General features: G+C 47.6%; 19 protein-coding genes. 6 read left to right on the top strand and 13 right to left on the bottom strand.

Features of this window, described 5'->3' with window-relative positions:
• The first annotated feature begins 11 nt into the window (after window positions 1–11).
• From MHI54_RS11180 to MHI54_RS11170, 3 genes are read left to right on the top strand one after another with little or no spacing between them, the layout of a single operon-like run.
• Window positions 12–2,105, top strand: a complete 2,094-nt coding sequence (locus MHI54_RS11180) for a BglG family transcription antiterminator (protein WP_095214326.1) — start codon at window positions 12–14, stop codon at window positions 2,103–2,105.
• A gap of 2 nt (window positions 2,106–2,107) precedes the next feature.
• Window positions 2,108–2,539, top strand: a complete 432-nt coding sequence (locus tag MHI54_RS11175) for a PTS sugar transporter subunit IIA (RefSeq protein WP_095214327.1) — start codon at window positions 2,108–2,110, stop codon at window positions 2,537–2,539.
• Entirely contained in the window at window positions 2,539–3,690 is a 1,152-nt protein-coding gene (locus tag MHI54_RS11170; RefSeq protein ID WP_095214328.1) for a mannitol-1-phosphate 5-dehydrogenase, read from the top strand. Before MHI54_RS11175 ends, MHI54_RS11170 begins: the two co-directional genes overlap by 1 nt.
• Window positions 3,691–3,703: 13 nt before the next feature.
• Here MHI54_RS11170 and MHI54_RS11165 read toward each other — a convergent pair whose 3' ends face one another.
• From MHI54_RS11165 to MHI54_RS11110, 12 genes are all read right to left on the bottom strand, one after another.
• A complete protein-coding gene (locus MHI54_RS11165) occupies window positions 3,704–4,606 on the bottom strand; it encodes an NAD(P)/FAD-dependent oxidoreductase (RefSeq protein ID WP_095214329.1) in 903 nt (300 codons plus the stop codon).
• A 33-nt stretch (window positions 4,607–4,639) separates the two neighbouring features.
• Window positions 4,640–5,425, bottom strand: a complete 786-nt coding sequence (locus tag MHI54_RS11160) for an SDR family NAD(P)-dependent oxidoreductase (RefSeq protein ID WP_340081482.1) — start codon at window positions 5,423–5,425, stop codon at window positions 4,640–4,642.
• A 207-nt stretch (window positions 5,426–5,632) separates the two neighbouring features.
• Entirely contained in the window at window positions 5,633–6,151 is a 519-nt protein-coding gene (locus MHI54_RS11155) for a YfiT family bacillithiol transferase (RefSeq protein WP_095214331.1), read from the bottom strand.
• A 65-nt stretch (window positions 6,152–6,216) separates the two neighbouring features.
• A complete protein-coding gene (gene ugpC, locus MHI54_RS11150; protein ID WP_340081481.1) occupies window positions 6,217–7,341 on the bottom strand; it encodes a sn-glycerol-3-phosphate ABC transporter ATP-binding protein UgpC in 1,125 nt (374 codons plus the stop codon).
• A 115-nt stretch (window positions 7,342–7,456) separates the two neighbouring features.
• Window positions 7,457–8,407 (bottom strand): aminopeptidase, encoded by a 951-nt coding sequence (locus MHI54_RS11145; protein ID WP_340081480.1) that lies wholly within the window; start codon window positions 8,405–8,407, stop codon window positions 7,457–7,459.
• Window positions 8,408–8,476: 69 nt separating this feature from the next.
• Entirely contained in the window at window positions 8,477–9,277 is an 801-nt protein-coding gene (gene zupT, locus MHI54_RS11140; protein WP_340081479.1) for a zinc transporter ZupT, read from the bottom strand.
• Window positions 9,278–9,449: 172 nt separating this feature from the next.
• Window positions 9,450–10,460 carry an ABC transporter substrate-binding protein gene (locus MHI54_RS11135; protein ID WP_095214335.1) on the bottom strand — a complete coding sequence of 337 codons (1,011 nt, stop codon included), beginning with the start codon at window positions 10,458–10,460 and terminating at the stop codon, window positions 9,450–9,452.
• Between the two features lie 10 nt (window positions 10,461–10,470).
• The gene (locus tag MHI54_RS11130) at window positions 10,471–11,286 is read right to left on the bottom strand and encodes an ABC transporter permease (protein ID WP_095214336.1); all 816 of its coding nucleotides are present in this window, start codon (window positions 11,284–11,286) and stop codon (window positions 10,471–10,473) included.
• Complete coding sequence (locus MHI54_RS11125; protein ID WP_095214337.1) at window positions 11,273–12,049, bottom strand: ABC transporter ATP-binding protein; 777 nt, start codon at window positions 12,047–12,049, stop codon at window positions 11,273–11,275. The genes MHI54_RS11130 and MHI54_RS11125 overlap by 14 nt, the downstream gene beginning before the upstream one ends.
• A 370-nt stretch (window positions 12,050–12,419) precedes the next feature.
• Entirely contained in the window at window positions 12,420–13,142 is a 723-nt protein-coding gene (locus tag MHI54_RS11120; protein ID WP_095214338.1) for an amino acid ABC transporter ATP-binding protein, read from the bottom strand.
• Entirely contained in the window at window positions 13,081–13,794 is a 714-nt protein-coding gene (locus MHI54_RS11115; RefSeq protein ID WP_095214339.1) for an amino acid ABC transporter permease, read from the bottom strand. The genes MHI54_RS11120 and MHI54_RS11115 overlap by 62 nt, the downstream gene beginning before the upstream one ends.
• Before the next feature lie 80 nt (window positions 13,795–13,874).
• The gene (locus MHI54_RS11110) at window positions 13,875–14,681 is read right to left on the bottom strand and encodes a basic amino acid ABC transporter substrate-binding protein (protein ID WP_095214340.1); all 807 of its coding nucleotides are present in this window, start codon (window positions 14,679–14,681) and stop codon (window positions 13,875–13,877) included.
• A gap of 211 nt (window positions 14,682–14,892) precedes the next feature.
• Here MHI54_RS11110 and MHI54_RS11105 point away from each other — a divergent pair, with 211 nt between their 5' ends.
• A complete protein-coding gene (locus MHI54_RS11105) occupies window positions 14,893–16,143 on the top strand; it encodes a M20/M25/M40 family metallo-hydrolase (protein ID WP_340081476.1) in 1,251 nt (416 codons plus the stop codon).
• Between the two features lie 33 nt (window positions 16,144–16,176).
• On the opposite strand, the gene MHI54_RS11100 is transcribed toward MHI54_RS11105, so the two are convergent.
• On the bottom strand, window positions 16,177–16,473 hold the full coding sequence (locus MHI54_RS11100) for a HesB/YadR/YfhF family protein (RefSeq protein ID WP_095214342.1): 297 nt from the start codon (window positions 16,471–16,473) through the stop codon (window positions 16,177–16,179).
• Between the two features lie 185 nt (window positions 16,474–16,658).
• On the opposite strand from MHI54_RS11100, the gene MHI54_RS11095 reads away from it, so the two are divergent.
• Together MHI54_RS11095 and MHI54_RS11090 are read left to right on the top strand one after the other, a co-directional pair.
• Window positions 16,659–17,276 (top strand): DUF47 domain-containing protein, encoded by a 618-nt coding sequence (locus MHI54_RS11095; RefSeq protein WP_095214343.1) that lies wholly within the window; start codon window positions 16,659–16,661, stop codon window positions 17,274–17,276.
• Between the two features lie 10 nt (window positions 17,277–17,286).
• Window positions 17,287–18,285 carry an inorganic phosphate transporter gene (locus MHI54_RS11090; RefSeq protein WP_095214344.1) on the top strand — a complete coding sequence of 333 codons (999 nt, stop codon included), beginning with the start codon at window positions 17,287–17,289 and terminating at the stop codon, window positions 18,283–18,285.
• Window positions 18,286–18,288 lie beyond the last annotated feature (3 nt).

Raw genomic sequence — 18,288 nt, 5'->3', positions numbered from 1 at the left:
GAGTGATTGAATTGGAATTGGTCAGCAGCAGAGAAAGAAGAATGATCCTGCATTTGCTACGTTCCAGACACCAATTCATCTCCATCCGAGAGCTGGCAGAGCATTTGAATGTCAGCTCTCGAACCATTCATCGGGAATTGAAGCAAGTGGAGCGGACACTCGCTGAGAATAAGCTGTCCTTACTGCGTGTCACCGGATCTGGCATCCGGATAGAAGGAGAAAAAGCTCATATGGAAGCGATGCAGGAACAGCTGCGTGACGCCGTCGAAGTGGACACGACACAGGAAGAGCGGCTGCTCCATTTGCTTTATTTACTCGTTGAAGCTGCCGAGCCTGTCAAAGTTGCCTATCTGGCAAATGAAGTGCAATTATCCAAAACAGCGATATCTGTATATTTGGATGCATTGGAAGCCAGACTGAATGATTATTCGCTGTCCATCAAAAGGCGCCGGGGTGTTGGAGTTGAGCTGGAAGGCGAAGAAAATGAAAAGAGGAAGATCCTTGTCCAGCTCATGATGGAGCAGCTGGATCAAGCATCCATCTATTCCTTCACGAATGACTATGAAGAACAGACATTGCATCAGTTCCTGCAAAACATCATCAAGGAACAGAGTATGACAACGGTGGAGAAATATGTAATGGATCATTTGACCAAACTGTCCTATTCCATCGCAGATAACGCTTATGTTGCGCTTATCACCTATATCAGCATTACGATTCAGAGAATACGGCAGCATAAATTTGTGACCTTATCAGATCCTTTGCTTGAATCTTTACAAAAAACGGAAGAATATGCGATTGCCGCAGCGCTGAGCAGGGAATTGGAAACTACCTTCTCCATTGCATTTCCTGCTTCGGAAATCAGTTATATCGCGGTACAGATCCAAGGGGCGAAGCGGAATGAAACGATACATCGTTCCGACCCGCTGCTCGAGCTCCAGGTGCAAGCTTTCATCCAGATGGTCACAGATGAGATCCAGCTGCCCCAGCTGGAAAAGGATGAGACATTCACAGAAGGTCTGCTCGCCCATATCGAACCAGCGATCAGCCGTGCAAGAGAAGGCATCCAAACGTACAATCCGCTTACAGAAAAGATCGAGCAAGACTACCAGGAGATCGTGGCTGCTGTCCGGCAAGCCCTTGAGACAGTGTTCCCCACTTTTCGTTTTGGGCAAGGCGAGGTCGCCTTCCTGGCATTGCACTTTGCTTCTGCACGGGAAAGACAGCGCAGCAGACAGCGTCTGCATGCCTTGGTTGTATGCGCAAGCGGAATTGGCACTTCCAAGATGCTGGCCAGCAGATTACAAAATGAATTTCCCGAAATTACACAGGTCACATTATCATCCTTCCTGGAATTGAGGGAGATGGACTTGGAAAGGTTCGATTTGCTGATCTCGACGATCAGCCTTGATCAATTCCATCGGGAATACTTGCTTGTCAATCCGCTTCTGCCTGGTCCCGATGTCAAACGCGTAGATGCATTCATCCAGCAAGAGCTGCCGGCCATTTATAAAAAGAGAAAACAAACGGAACCAGCTGAATCCGTTCCGGCATCCCTTCCGGCCATATCAGCTTTTGAGTCCAAATTAGAGGAACTGAAGACTTTGACAGCTGTGATACGAAAGGTTTGGGATAATTTCAAGATCGACGAAACCTATCACCCGCAGCAGATGGACCTATTTACACATATCGATGAACAAGCTGCAGATCTTGGCATCATCGGAAGCCAAGGGCTACTCGCCCCTCTCCTTGAACAAAGAGATCGACTCGGAGGAATGGGGATCCCTGAAACTAAAATGGCCTTGTACCACAGCCGCAACAGCAAAATCGAACAGCCTGCATTTTGGATGATGGCGCTCTCCTCCCCTATCAGGATAAAGGGGATGGATAATAAAGCGATGGAGGCTGACCGCCTTTTCATCCTTGCTGCACCGGACAATTTGCCTTTGAGCTGTTATGAGCTATTCAGCAAGATCAGTATTTTCATTCTGGAAGAGCAAATTCAGCCTCTGATCCGCGCTGCAGACCAAGAAGCACTCAGCAAGGAATTGGCACAGCTGTTCACTGCCCACATCCAGCAATTCACAGATCATTTAGGAGGGTAATCATGCAAGTACTACAAGAAGCGAACATTTTACTGAACACAAAATTGGATAACCAGGAGGATGCCATCCGCAAGGCAGGGCAAATCCTTGTGGATAATGGCTATGTAAACGAAACCTATGTGGACAAAATGATCGAACGCGAAGCATTGACATCGACTTATATGGGAAATTTCGTGGCAATCCCCCACGGTACAGAAGAGGCAAAAGAGGAAGTGCTTGCTTCCGGTATCTCTGTGATCCAGGCACCTGAAGGCGTTACATTCGATGGCAATGAAGTGAAGCTTGTCTTCGGCATTGCCGGCAAAAATAACGAACACCTGGATATCCTTTCGCAAATCGCAATCGTTTGCTCAGAGGAGGAAAACATCGATAAGCTTGTCAATGCAACAAGCAAACAAGAGATCATGGACATGTTCTCCGAGGTGGATGCGTAATGAAAAGCGTACACATTGGTGCCGGCAATATCGGCAGGGGATTTATCGGCGCCCTTCTCTCCCATGCCGATGTCCAAGTGACTTTCGCGGATGTGAACAGAGACATCATCTCCGCCCTGAAAGAAAAGCAACAGTATGAAGTTGTCTATGCACAGGAAGAAGCGCATTCCGAAATGATTACCGGCGTTACGGGCTTGAACAGTGCCACAGAAGAGGAAGCTGTCATCAAGGCTATTGCAGAGGCGGATCTGGTGACTACAGCAGTAGGTCCATCCATCCTGCCGCACGTCGCACCTGTCATCGCCAAAGGACTTGTCCAGCGCGCCAAACAGCCCAAGCCGATCCACGTAATCGCATGCGAAAATATGATCCGCGGTTCGAGTCAATTGCGTGAGTTTGTCATGGCACATGTAGATGAACAGGATAAGGAACAGGTCGAAGGCTATACCGCATTCTGTGATGCTGCAGTTGACCGGATCGTACCAATACAGGAGCACAAGGACTTGCTGACTGTTCAAGTGGAGCCTTATTTCGAATGGGTCGTGGAGAAGAAAAACTGGCAAGGTGAACTTCCGGCAATAGATGCCATCACCTTCGTCGATGACCTGGAGCCTTATATCGAAAGAAAGCTGCTTACAGTCAACACTGGCCATGCCGCCATTGCCTACGCAGGGTATGCGAAAGGTTATGCCACCATCATCGAAGCAATAAAGGATGGGGAAATCCTCGGTCTTGCGAAACAGGCTCTGGAAGAGACAAGTTACTTGCTGCAGGAAAAATGGGGCTTTGACGAAGATGACTTGACCCACTATATCGCGAAAATCCTGCAGCGCTATCAAAATCCATACATTTCCGATAGGCTGACACGTGTAGGCCGCGGACCGATCCGTAAGCTTGGACCGAAAGATAGATTGGTTTATCCAGCACAGGCATTGCTGGATAAAGGCAAATCCGCTGATGCGCTGCTTACCACCATCGCTTATGCATTGGAATTCGATCCAGAAGGCGATGATGAAGCAAAAGAATTGCAAGAACGCATCAAAGCCGAAGGAGCAGCCTCTGCTTTATCCCATATCAGCGGACAGTCCAAAGACAGCGCGCTGGTGACGAAAGCGATTGAAAAATATGAACTCCAAAAAGACAGAGCATAAGCGCTCTGTCTTTTCATTTTGTTTTCAGCAGACGCTTATGCATCCAAATAGCTGCCTGCATACCATCCCCCATTGCGATGCTGACTTGCTCGGAATGGACTGTGATATCCCCGGCGGCCCAGACACCTTCTATACTCGTTTCCTTCGTACGGGGATTATTTTCGATATGTCTGTTCTTATGAAGCTCCACACCCAATGATTCAGCCAGCTTGCTGTTCACCTGGTTCTTTCCGAAAGCGACAAAGGCTTTCTCCGTCCACAGTTTCTCCCCATCTTGTAACAGGAAGCCTTCCAACTGCTCCTCTTCATCGAGCACGACTTCTTGCACCGGCTGTTCATAATACTCAATGGAGTGCTTTTTCAATTTCTCGAAGATTTCCTCAGAAACCGGCTCCTGCTCATGATTGATATAGACAATATCACTCGACCAATAGGAAAGCATGACAGCCAAATTCGCCCCGGCTTCCCCTGATCCAGTCACTGCTGTCCGCTTTCCGCTGATCTCATATCCATCACAATCAGGGCAAACATAAACATCTGTACCAAGCAGCGGATACAGTTCTTTGATCGGTATCCGGTCCGTCACTCCCGTGGCAAATAGCAGCAGTCTGCTGTCATATGTTTTGCCGTCTTCTGTTTTAACCGTAAAGCCTTGTTTCCAATTCTCCACTTCAACTGCTTTTTGATGCTCGACTGCGATACAGCCGTACGATTCCATCTGCTTCCTGCCAAGCTCCAGCAAATGATCACCCGAGACACCATCCGGCCAGCCAATCAAGTTATGATAGCTTTTACACCAATGGGACCTGCCGTCGTTCGGCTTATCCAGAACGAGGACATCCCGCTTATAGCGTCCGAATTGGATGGCTGCCTGCGTACCTGCAATTCCACCGCCTATAATGATTACATCATACATATATTCGCCTCCCATCATTCATGTTCCCGATGTTTACAGCAATGTTTCCGCCCCGTCAGCATAAAGGACACTGCCAGACATATGACCCGAAGCGTCAGAAGCCAGGAAACAGACAATAGAAGCAACATCTTCCGGCTTTCCTGGTCTCCCTTTCAATGGATGCTGTCCCTCAGGGAAAATTTTTGGAATCGTGATTTCAGCCAGATGCTCTTCATCCTTCTTCGTCCGTTCATCGATATTGGTCTCGATCCCTCCCGGACAGACGATATTCACCCTGATACGGTAAGCAGACAGCTCCAACGCAGCCATCTTACCGAAAGCCGTCTGTGCCGCCTTGGATGCACTATAGGCACTCATCCCAAAGCCGGAGAATGTCCGGTTCCCATTTATCGAACTGGTAATGATGATGCTCCCGCCCCGCTCTTTCATATGCGGTATGGCGAACTTGACGGTCAGGAAGGTCCCTTTTGCATTCGTACCAAGTGTCTTATCCCAGTCTTCATCCGATAAATGTTCAATAGGGGAGAGCATACCATTGATCCCTGCATTGGCAAAGACGATATCCAGCCGCCCGAACGCATCAAGCACTTGCCGGTATCCCTGCTTCAGCTGGCTGCTATCAGTAACATCGACTTTCACTGCCATAGCCGATCCACCCGCTTTCGCGATTTCAGCAGCGGTTTGCTCCAGAGCGCTGGTATCCATATCGAATAACCCTACCCGGACTCCATTCTCAGCGAGCATCCTTGCAGCTGCTTTTCCGATACCAGATCCTGCTCCGGTCACCACTGCTGTTTTCCCGTCCAATGATCCATCCATCCGGTCATCCACTCCTTATCTATTTATATAGTTATTTCCTTACTGCGCCCCAAGTAAAACACCCTTCTAGAAAAGGGGGCGACAAAGTGGAATCAGCCCGAAATAAAACCGAACTTGCGAGAAGGATTCACGCAAGTTCGGTTTTATTTCAGGCTGGACGCCGGGATAACGGCTGATCTGAAGCCCTGATTGCCCGGTGTATTTCCTCTATTGATTATCGTTTTCCAAGGCTGAACGTATATGTGCCAAATGATGCTTGCCATGCCAAGCATAGATGCCGATGTTCTCCTTCAAACTCACTTCCCCCGATTCCGGATGCCGGAATGTTCGTTCAAGCTGTTCAGCACGGAGCGAACACAGTAAAACAACCCATTTTCGATGGATGGCTGCAAGCAGATCCATAGCTGATCGAGGAGGCATTTCATAATCCGCAAGCTTCGCCCATTCCGATTCTTCGTAAGGTTTTATGATTGGATTTTCTTCTGTCAGCGCCAATTTGAAGCGGATGTAAGAATTGAGATGGCTATCCGCTAAGTGATGCAGCAGCTGCTTGATATTCCATCCGCCTTCCCGATATGTATAGAGGAATTCAGACTCTGACAGCCCCTTCACAAGCAGGTTCAGCTGCTCGGGCAGCTGGCTGATTTCATCTATCCATCGTCTTATCTGTGCTTCCGATATAGGTCCTTCCAAGTGAAACTTACCGATCGGATATCTACTGTCCATCAAACCCCTCCTTCATTGATTCTGATTTTACCATAAAAAAACTGCGCCCCATGGGCACAGTTTTATCAGGAAACCTGAGAGGCTGCGTTCGCTTCGGTGATTCGGCCTTCCGTCTCTTTATCGAAGAAATGCACCTGACTCATATCGAATAGCAGCTTGCGCTTATCCTTGCCTTTGATATCGGAACGGGCATCCACCCTGGCCACGAACTCCTGTCCAGCCATATCGGCGTAGAGGAAGCTTTCAGCACCCATCAATTCGACAACATTGATTGTCGCTTCCACTTCATGGGCATACTCCAGGCTTTCTTCATAATCGGCATCATGGATATGCTCCGGCCTGATTCCCATTACGACTTCTCCGCTGCCGTACCCAGCTTCCTGCAGCATCTTCTTTTTAGCGGGCGGAAGCTGGAAGGTGACATCCCCCAGTTTAGCTTTGCCGTCTTGAATGGTCACGTTGAGGAAGTTCATGGAAGGTGAGCCGATGAAGCCGCCGACGAACATATTATTCGGATTATCATAAACATCCTTTGGCGCCCCCACCTGCTGGATGATGCCGTCTTTCATGACAACCAGCCGGCTCGCCATCGTCATTGCTTCTGTCTGGTCATGGGTTACATAAATTGTGGTTGTCTGCAAGCGCTGATGCAATTTCTGGATTTCTGCACGCATTTGCACCCGCAGCTTTGCATCCAAGTTGGAAAGCGGCTCATCCATGAGGAATACTTTCGCATCCCGGACAATCGCACGTCCAAGGGCCACCCGCTGGCGCTGACCGCCGGATAGCGCTTTTGGTTTCCGATTCAGATAATCTGTAAGCCCGAGGATCCGACTGGCTTCCTGGACACGTTTGTCGATTTCATCCTTCTTGAATTTGCGGAGTTTCAAGCCGAAGGCCATATTGTTGTACACGTTCATATGAGGGTAAAGGGCATAATTCTGGAATACCATGGCGATATCCCGATCCTTTGGCGGAACGTCGTTCATTCGTTCTCCATCCATATAGAAGTCGCCGCCTGAGATTTCTTCCAAACCGGCAATCATACGTAAGGTGGTCGATTTTCCGCATCCGGAGGGACCAACGAAAACGATGAATTCTTTGTCATCTATCTCTAAATTGAAATCTTCTACCGCCGTCACGTTCTTATCATAAACCTTTTGGATATTCTTCAACTGTATCTTCGCCATGTAAGCGCCTCCTTTTTGTATATCTTTACTTTACCTCTTTTTGGATTTTCATACCATTTGGCACTTGCACAAAATGTAAGCGCTTTTATTGTGCGTTATGCCAAAGAAGCGCAGCTTAGCCACGCTTCATATCCCCATCTTCCAACAGCAGCACCTCATCGAGGAAGACTGTCGGGGCCTTCACTACGCAATCAATATGGACACCAGCTGCGACAGTCCCGCCAAATGTATTATTGCTTCCAAAGGCGATGTGGATCGTCCCATACACTTTCTCATCTTCCAGGACATTTCCTGTTATCCGCGCTTTATCATTTGTGCCGACACCGAATTCCGCTACATTGCGACCATCTCCGTCACCAAGCATTCGCAGCAGCATATCTCCTTGCCTGCCGGTAGCTGCCGTCAAACGGCCTTCCTCGATTGTAAGCAGAATCGGTTCCTCCACCTTGCCAAGTCCTGAAATGGAGCCATCAATCCATATCCGCCCTGAAGCAGTACCTTCCACTGGCGCGATGAACGCTTCACCCGACGGCAGATTTCCGGACTGTCCCTTTTTCCGGTATATGCCCGTACTGGGGACACCGCTGCGGCCCTTGATCGAGAATGTCAGCTCTTCTCCACCCTTGCTGATTATCACTTCTTTTGTTTGACTCAATTTTTCCGTAACTTCAAATGTCATTTTTTCGACTTGATCGTAGTCTGCACTGATGGCACCTTCCAGGAACATATCGTATGTAATCCCAGGCATCGTCGCCACACGGACCCCAGCGGCTACGGCATCCTTTTTCGCCTGTGTATGTGTCAGGGAATGCTCCGTGATGCATACAGCTGCATCACAATGCTTCATTGCTTCAGCAATGACGCTTGGCGGTTCCTGACCGGATTTCTCCCTGTCCTGCATGATAAGCAGCAATATTTCAGCGCCAATGGATCTGCCGGCTGCATAGAGAGCTTCCGCCAGCTCCTTTTTACTGTCATCCGTGACGATCAGCAATGTTTCTTCCTCTCTCAGTGCCAAGCTGCTGATCAAGGCATTCCTGCTATTGTCCACCAATTTACTTCCCATTCGGACATCCCTCCTGTTTCTCTCTATTATACACAAAGAAACCGCCCGCTTAAGCAGACGGTTCCAGATTCAGATAAACAGAAGCAAACTGATTGCCATCACCATCATGCCGCTGATCAATCCATAAATCGAAGTATGTCCTTCATCATATTTCTTGGCAGCCGGCAATAATCCATCGAGTGAAATGAACACCATGATCCCAGCCACGGCGGCAAAGATGATCCCAAACATGATATCGTTCAAAAACGGCATCAAAACGAGGTACGCAAGTATGGCTCCAACTGGTTCCGACAGACCCGATAAGAAAGAAAGACCGAAAGCCTTCTTCTTATTGTTTGTCGCAAAATAGACTGGAACAGCGACTGCAATCCCCTCCGGGATATTATGGATCGCGATGGCGATGGCAATGGCTACCCCAAGGGAAGGATCCTGCAAGGCAGAAGTGAAGGTGGCTATACCCTCCGGAAAATTATGGATGGCTATTGCCAGCGCAGTGAAAGTACCCATTTTAAGCAAGGCCTGATTTTGAACCAGGCTGTCCATCTCCTCGACTTTTTTGCCCTCATGCGGATTGGATTGCTTCGGTATCACTTTATCAATCAGTGCGATGAGGAGCATCCCGCCAAAGAACCCGCCTACCGTCGCCCAGTTGCCTGCTTGGATGCCGATGGCCCCGGTCAAGGCATCCTTTGCCTTGACGAAGATTTCCACCATCGACACATAAATCATCACCCCAGCAGAAAACCCGAGACTGAGTGATAAGAATTTTGTATTCGTTGTGGAAGTGAAAAATCCCATCAGACTGCCTATTCCTGTTGCAAGCCCTGCCATCAGGGTCAAACCCAAGGCCAGTAATACATTTTCGTCCATCGTTGCCCTCCTCGTCCTGCTACAATCTACTTCCTTTTATTATGCATCATAACAATAAAGTTTCCTAGTGGAAACTTATAAACATGGAAGTTCCGATTCCTTTCCTACTATATGGCGGTGACTTGCTTAAGTTGACAAGAAAAAAAGCTGGCAATTGGATTGCCAGCCCTGCCTATTCCAATGCCTCGACGAACTCCATATTGACTAGCTCTTCGTATTTATAATCTCCTTTGTATACACCGGTCTTCGTCACTACATCCATCGTTTTATCCGTTGCTTCCTTTGTGATATAGCCATCCTTGCTCCAAAGTTCATCAGCATAAGCCCGGTCCAGTGATGCTTGCAGACTCGCTTCCTCTGTTGTCGGGAACTCCTTTTTCAAAACCTCCATAGCCATTTCCTTATCCTCATCTACCGCTTTTAAAGCTTTCGTGATAGCTCTTACAAACTTCTGGACTGTTTCAGGATCCTCTTCAATCGTGGATTGCTTTACACTGATGACGCTGTATGGGTAATCTCCCAAACTAGGAAATCCATAGAACGGTTCATTCCAGACTCCCTTTTCAATGCCATCGTATATTTGCGGTTCGGCTCCATTGGCAATATCTGCCTGGCCATTCTCCACCAAGGATACAACGGCACTTGCATCGGCAGGCTCTTCAAGGAATACGTCTTTGCCTGGCTCCATCCCCAACTCCATGATCAAGTAACGTGTCAGCAAGTTCGGGCTGCCTCCATAGCGCCCTGCTGCAATTGTCTTCCCTTCGAGATAAGCTGCCAATACTTCCTCCGATGCACCTGCCGGAGGTGTATCGCCGCCAGCCATCAAGTAGACATTGGCCCGATTGACGACATTGACGACCGATACAATGGGATCATTCGAGTCGATATTGGCGAGTGCATTGGAATCCGGACCGGCGATATTCCCCCAGGCATCCCCGCTTACGACAGTCGTTACATGCGCTCCGCCAGTTGCAGTGACCACTTCCACATCCAAACCTTCCTCTTCAAAATACCCTTCATGTATAGCTGCATAGAGCGGCAGATAGCCAGTCAAATGCACCGGTTCTGCAATGGTTATTTTCTTCAGCTCCTCTTTCTCACTGCCGCCACCTGCACATCCTGCCAGGATACCAAGCAGGACAGCCAAAAAGAACACGCCAAACCACCGTGCTTTTTTCATGGGACACCTCCTATTGTTTTGGCTCTTGACCTCGAAGCAATAATTTTTCCAAGCTGACCGTCCCTGCATACATGAGCAAAGACAATATCGACAATACGACGACACCGACCCACACAAGGTCGATATCCAAAATTTGACCTGCATATAAGATCATCCTGCCAATTCCTTGACGGGAGCTGATGAACTCCCCGACGATCGTTCCCGCAAGCGCCAATGCAATATTGATGCGCAGACTGCTTACAATCCAAGGCATCGTTGTCGGAACGACCACTTTCGTAAAAACATGTCTGCGTTTGGCTCCTAAGGAATACAGCAGTTTTTCCAAATCCTTATCGACTGCTTTGATGCCGCTATGAGCAGCCAGTGCTGTGACGATGACAGTCATCAGGAATGCAAGCATCACCTTGGAAAAGAACCCGATGCCAAACAAAATGACAATGACCGGACCAAGCGCCAGTTTCGGAATCGCATTGAAAGCAATCAAGTATGGTTCTGATATTCGTGAATAGTAAGCGGACCACCAAAAAGACAGCCCGACCAGTGAACCGATAAGCGTCCCGGACGCAAATCCAGCCAAAGTAGCAAGCGATGTATAGACCAAATCACTCCAAAGCGTGCCTTCCAGGAAAGCAACCTTGGCAGTTTCATAGATTGTACTCGGACTGCTCCAATAATATGGATCCATCACTTCATATCGTGTCAGGACCTCCCATAAGATAATCACGAGCACACCGAGACCGATCTGACCTCCAAACACTATCCGCTTCATTCGCTGCTGGCGTTTTTTCTCATCCTCGATGTAGCGTTTTTTTTCAGGTTTTGCCATTCTCTTTCGGTTCCTCTCTAAGCAAATCCAGCAATGTTTGCTTTAATGATATGAATTTATCCGATAACAATGTTTCCTCTGTACGAGGCCGCTCCAGTTCCACATTGATTTTTGCCTTCAGTTTTCCTGGCCGCTGAGACAAAACATAGATGTCATCCGATAAGAAAATCGCTTCGTCTATATCATGTGTGATGAAAAGAATCGTTTTCTGGAAATCCTCCCAGATACGAAGCAGCCACTCTTGCATCTGCAGCCTAGTCTGTGCATCCAATGCTCCGAATGGTTCATCCAGCAAGATGATGTCCTGGTCATACAAAAGCGTCCGCAGCAATGCGGCCCGCTGACGCATACCTCCTGATAACTCCGGAGGATAATTGTTTTCAAAGCCTTGCAACCCATACCTTTCAAGTAATGGCTGCGCCCTTTTCCTCGCCTCCCGTTTCGATATACCCTTTACTTCCAAGCCAAGAATCACATTATCCAAGATCGTCCTCCACGGCAGCAGCAGATCCTTCTGAAGCATATAACCGACATAGCCACTCTTGCCGACGATATTCTCTCCATCCAAAAGAATCTTTCCAGTGGTGGGCTTGATAAGCCCGGCAATCATATTGAAGAGTGTCGATTTGCCACAGCCGCTGGGGCCAATGATACTGACAAAACGTCCTGCAGGTATTTGCATTGTCGTCTCCTGCAATGCAACCACTTCCTGACCGTCGCGTCTGAATATCTTACTGGCATCTATGACTTTTAATTTATACATGGCGCCACTCCTGTCATTTCTATAGACCCATCATACGCAGGAGGGTGCTGAATGATTACAAATTATTGGCATGTCCAGCATAAATTCCCTTATTTCAGCAAAAAGCACAAAAAAACAGCCCGCACAGTCGGATATGCCACGCAACATATCATCTGTACAAGCTGTAAGACAAGCCGAACAATGCATTCTGCTTGCAAATGAGAGGGATTAACCGAGAACATGACGAATGTTTGGTTACAGTTCGTTAGTTACCCGAAAATCTTACCCTTACTTTAGCATAGGGAATATAGGATGACAGCAAATTTGTAAGATTATATGACACCCTTTTTACAAGAAAACAGCCAGCGCATGTTTGCACTGGCTGTAAATGTCATAATACTTTACTCAAGAAAGCCTTCGTCCGTTCTTCCTTCGGATTGTTGAAAATATCCCCCGGTTTCGCTTCCTCCACGATATAACCGCCATCCATGAACAAGACACGATCACCGACTTCGCGAGCGAAGCCCATTTCGTGCGTGACAACGATCATCGTCATCCCTTCCCTGGCGAGCTGTTTCATGACCTCCAGCACCTCCCCGACCATTTCCGGATCAAGTGCAGACGTCGGTTCATCGAACAGCATCACCTTCGGCTCCATGCACAAGGCACGGGCAATGGCAACCCGCTGCTTTTGTCCGCCGGATAGGGACTCAGGATAAACACCTGCCTTATCTTCCAGGCCAACCTTTCGCAGCAGCGCCAGCGCCTTTTCTTCCGCGTCCTTCCTTTTCCACTTGCGGACGACCATCGGGGAAAGCATGATGTTCTCCAGCACCGTTTTATGAGGGAACAGATTGAACTGCTGAAATACCATGCCTACGTCTGTCCGTACCTTATTGATATTCACTTTTTTATCAGAGATGTCCGTTCCTTCTATATAGACGTGACCATCCGTAATATCCTCGATGCGGTTGAGACAGCGAATGAAAGTGGATTTACCGGAACCGGAAGGACCGATGACCACGACTACTTCCTTTTCCTTGATTTCGACATTAATGTCCCGCAGCACCTCGAGATCGCCGAAGGTTTTTTTTAGGTTTTTTACGCTGATCATCTGTCGCATACTTCCTTTCTAAAAAGCCCTGTACATATGATAATACTAAACAAACGACAAAATACAAAACCGCCACTGCCAAATATGGCTCCCAGACCCGGGAATATGCGCCAACTGCCACCCTGCCCCAGTAAAATAGCTCCGGCGCTGCAATGACCGCTCCAAGTGAAGAATCCTTCACCAAGACGATGAATTCGTTGCCCAGCGGCGGAATCATCCGCTTGAATGCCTGTGGCAGTACAACATGCCGCAGCACTTGTGCGTGATTCATTCCGAGACTGTATGCAGCCTCACGCTGCCCCTTATCTATCGAATTGATACCGGCACGGAAAATCTCTGCAATGTAAGCAGCAGAATTCAATGCCAATGCCACAATCAAGGATATCAGCGGCTCTGGCGGCTTGATGAAAATAGGCATCACCGCAAAGTGAATCAAGAAAATCTGTACGAGCAGCGGCGTGCCCCTGAAAATATTCACATACCAAATGAACGGCAGGCGAAGAATCGGATTGGAAAGGCTCTTCCCCATTCCGATCAGCAAACCGATGACAGCCCCGATGAGGAATCCAATCAATGATGCCAATATCGTGTAGCCAAGGCCTCTCATGAAGAAAGGCAAATACTCTCCAATAATTTCCCATCTAAAATCCATTTTTTTCACCTCAGTATAACTGATAAAACAAAACGTAAATATAGCGTAACGGATATGATCGTTACGCTATATGATCCTCCTTATGGCTGCGCACTCTCAAGAGCTTCGATATCCGGAGTGCCTTCAAACCATTCTTGATAGATTTCCTCATACGTTCCGTCTTCCATGATCGTTTGTATAGCTTCGTCTATCTTTTCCTTATGCTCGCTGTCTTTCGGAAGCAGCATACCGTAATATTCCTTCTCGAAATTATCTTCATCTTCAATCAGTTTAAGATTGGCATCAGGATTGTTTTTCGCATAATGCTGTGCTACGGCAATATCCGTCACCACAGCTTCCACATCACCGTTCTGCAATGCCATCATTGTTGCTGCAGATGAATCGTATTTTGACAGATCACTGCTGTTATCCCCAACCAGTTTCTGTGCTGCCTCATCACCAGTCGTACCATTCTGTACGCCGATTTTCATTCCTTTGATATCTTCAGCAGACTGGATATCCGTTCCCTCCGGTACCGCGATGACTTGTGTTGCTTCGAAATAAGGCACAGAGAAATCATACGTTTCTTTTCTTTCATCCGTTATTGTTATACCAGCCATCCCTGCCTGCAGCGTTTCATCCTCCACTCCAACAAGCATCGGATCCCAGCCTGTGTTTTTATATTCATAATCCAGCCCTGCTTCTTTCATGATTGCATCCAGCAAATCGGCATCAAATCCGACGATTTTATCTCCTTCCATCGATTCAAAAGGAGCGAATGTCGCTTCTGTACCGATCGTGAGCTTCCCCTCGCCGGATCCGCTTGATTCTTCATTGGATATACATGCACTTAAAAATAAAACACAGATAAGGCCAGCCGCTGCCATGAGCTTCTTTACTGATTTCATAATCGATCTCCCTTTTCTATCTATATTGTAAACTTGCAATAAAATCTATAAATATTCATTCTGGTTCATTTATTTTACATAACATCCTATGTCTTGTAAATATAAAAATAGAACTAATCCTTCCTTTTCGACTATTCCCGCATTTTAAATTATCAGTAAATTGTGATTTTATGTTACAGTACAGATATACCAAAGGAAAGCGGGGAGACATATGACAGCGACCAGCGACACTTTTGCCAAGGAATTCGAGTGGCTGATAGAACTTCAGCAAGTCCGTGATGCACTTTATTTTCTCAAACAGGATAATGAACAGACAACCAAGGATCAAATAGAGGTGACCGAAGTGGAGGCCCCTCCATTCCATGAGGACACACGCGCCGCCTTTTTTAAAGAGAAAATGGCTGCATACGGCTTGGAAAATTTGAATACAGATGCCGAAGGAAATGTATATGGTATACGAAAGGGCAGCGGCAGCGGACCTACAGTTGTCATTGCAGCCCATCTGGATACCGTCTTCCCTGCCGGAACGAAGGTGAAGGCAACTATCGAGGATGGCATTGTGCATGCCCCGGGGATCGGAGATGACGGCCGCGGTTTGGCTGTATTGCTGACATTGCTGCGCAGCTTGGAAGAAAATAAGATCGAAACAGAAGGCGACATCATCTTCCTGGCGGATGTCGGGGAAGAAGGTTTAGGGGATTTACGCGGGATGAAGGCATTTTTCCGCGAAAACACAAATGTGGATGGCTTCATCTCCGTGGAGCCGGGTGCTCCTGGCGACTTGATTTATTGCGGTGTCGGAAGCAAGCGTTATAATGTCACCTTTAAAGGGAAGGGCGGTCATAGCTTTGGGGACTTCGGCACGTCGAGCGCCATCCATGCAGCCGGGAGAGCTATCGCTGCATTGGCGGATATGACTGTTCCCGAGGATCCAAAGACGACATACAATGTCGGAACAATCCATGGCGGCACATCCATCAATACCATCGCCCAGCATGCCGGCTTCCAGCTTGATTTACGCTCTGTATCAAGCGAGGCTCTGGCTGAATTGGAGGAAATTGCATTGGCACATATCGAAGAGGCTGCCCAGGCAGAGGGCGAAGCATGGCAGCAGCCTGGCAGTATCTCGGTGACGATAGAACTTGTCGGGGACAGACCTGCAGGCAGCCAGCCAAAGGATGCTCCGATTCGTCAGATCGCCCTGCAGGCTGCCGATGCCCTGGGCATCGAGGTCGAACGGGAAGAGCCATTGAGTACCGATGCAAATGTGCCGATCAGTCTTGGCATCCCCGCCCTGACACTCGGCGGAGGCGGTACAAGCGGCGGACATCATACGCTCGAGGAATTCTTTGATCCCACCGATGCTTTTTATGGACCGCAGCGAATTCTGCTTTCCTTACTCGGTATGGTCGGCATCAAAGATACCATTGCTCCATTACTGCCTATCCGGGAACAAAAATGAGCAAGGACCGCTAATGCGGTCCTTGCTCATTTTTCAATTATGCGGAGGATATTCATATTGGATATCATCCCATTTGCGTGAATACTTGACATTCAAGTCCACCCCTTCGAAATACCACGCATCCGAACGTTCGACAAAGTACGTAATCCCTTGCACTTCTTCACTCGCAATCGGATCATTTGGCATTTCAGCTGTAATGCCGAGTGAGAACCCTTCTTTAATGCCACCGAAACCGCCATAGCGGACATAAAAACGCACCGCGCTGCCTGGTTCAAGATCCATTTCCTGAACGAACCAATTCGATGCAGGCTTTGTAACGGAGATTTGCATAATTTCACCCCTTCTATACAACTATAACAAATAGTGACAAAGTGTACCTCATCCGACAAAAATCACGTGAAATCGTTGATAAATATTAATAAAAAGTTTACAATCTCTAGAGGGAAGTTTACAAAAAATTATCATTATATGTTCCCAGGAACGACCTTATTCAAACACCATTCGGAGGTTTTGTAATGTTCAAGAAGAAACAAGACAAATTCTCTTTGCTTTTAGCTGATATAGCAAAGAATATTGATGAGACTGCAGAGTATTTTGTTACTTATAAAGTAAAAGATGAGTCTACATTATCTGAGTTCTCCAATAAATTAAAGGAATTCGAAGTAAAAGGTGATAAGCATGTACATACAATCATCAAAGAACTGAACCATGCCTTCATAACACCAATCGAACGGGAAGACATCCTTCAGCTTACGAACAGCTTGGATGATGTCCTGGATGGGATGGAAGAATTCTCAGGTATGATGGATACTTACGGCATCTATTCTTCCGACAGCTTCATCGATCAATTTACAGATGAAATTCGTTCCTGTGCCAAGGAAATCTTGATCACCGTCGATCTGCTATCCCATAACAAGCTGAAAGAGATCCAAGAACACGCAATCAAAATCAAGGCGCACGAGCAGAATTGCGATACGATTTTCCGTAAATCCTTGAAACAGCTCTTCCAGAAGGAAAAGGATCCTATCAAAGTGATTCAGTACAAGGAATTGTACTATATCCTGGAAGAAATCGCCGACAGCTGTCAATCTGTTGCGAATAATCTTGAAACAATCATCATGAAGAATTCGTGAGGCATAAACAATGGATGTATTATTAGTACTGACCATTCTAACCGTCATCTTTGCCCTTGCATTCGACTTCATCAACGGATTCCATGATACAGCCAACGCCATCGCCACTTCCGTTTCGACAAAGGCTTTGAAACCAAGGCATGCCATCATTTTGGCTGCGGTCATGAATTTCGTCGGTGCCATGACTTTTACCGGCGTGGCGAAAACAATCACAAGTGATATTGCCAATCCGAACGAAATCGTCAATGGCTCTGTCGTCATCCTTGCTGCACTGATCGCCGGGATTGCCTGGAATCTGATTACCTGGTACTACGGTATCCCGAGTAGTTCTTCCCATGCGATCATCGGTTCCCTGGCAGGTGCTGTCATCGCGTCGAGCGGCTTTGCCATCTTGAATTTGGAAGGGTTCCTGAATATCCTGGAAGCATTGATCCTTTCCCCGATCCTGGCTTTTGTTGTAGGTTTCATTCTTTATAACATCATCAAGCTGATTTTCAGGGAAAAGAACTTGCCGAAGACGAATAAGAATTTCCGTCGTGTGCAAATCCTGACTGCAGCATTGCAATCATTCACCCATGGGACAAACGATGCCCAAAAAGCAATGGGGATCATCACGATGGCATTGATCACAGCCGACCTGCATTCTTCGACAGATATCCCATTATGGGTACAAGCAGCCTGTGCGACTGCAATGGGGCTTGGTACTTCCGTAGGTGGTTGGAAAATCATCAAAACAGTTGGCGGAAAAATCATGAAAATCCGTCCAGTGAATGGTGTTGCTGCCGATTTGACTGGTGCGTTCATCATTTTCGGCGCCACTTATATTCATCTGCCGGTAAGTACGACGCATGTCATCTCCTCCTCCATCATGGGGGTTGGTGCAGCACATCGCCGCAAAGGTGTAAACTGGGGAACAGCGAAACGGATGGTCATCACATGGTTCATCACGCTGCCGATCACAGCTTGCCTGGGCGGACTGATGTATTTCATCTTGAACATCTTCTTCTGATAC

Source organism: Terribacillus sp. FSL K6-0262 (genome assembly GCF_037977385.1).
GTDB lineage: Bacteria > Bacillota > Bacilli > Bacillales > Amphibacillaceae > Terribacillus.
The sequence above is the reverse complement of the archived record's forward strand: the minus strand, read 5'-3'. Positions and strand labels throughout refer to the sequence as shown.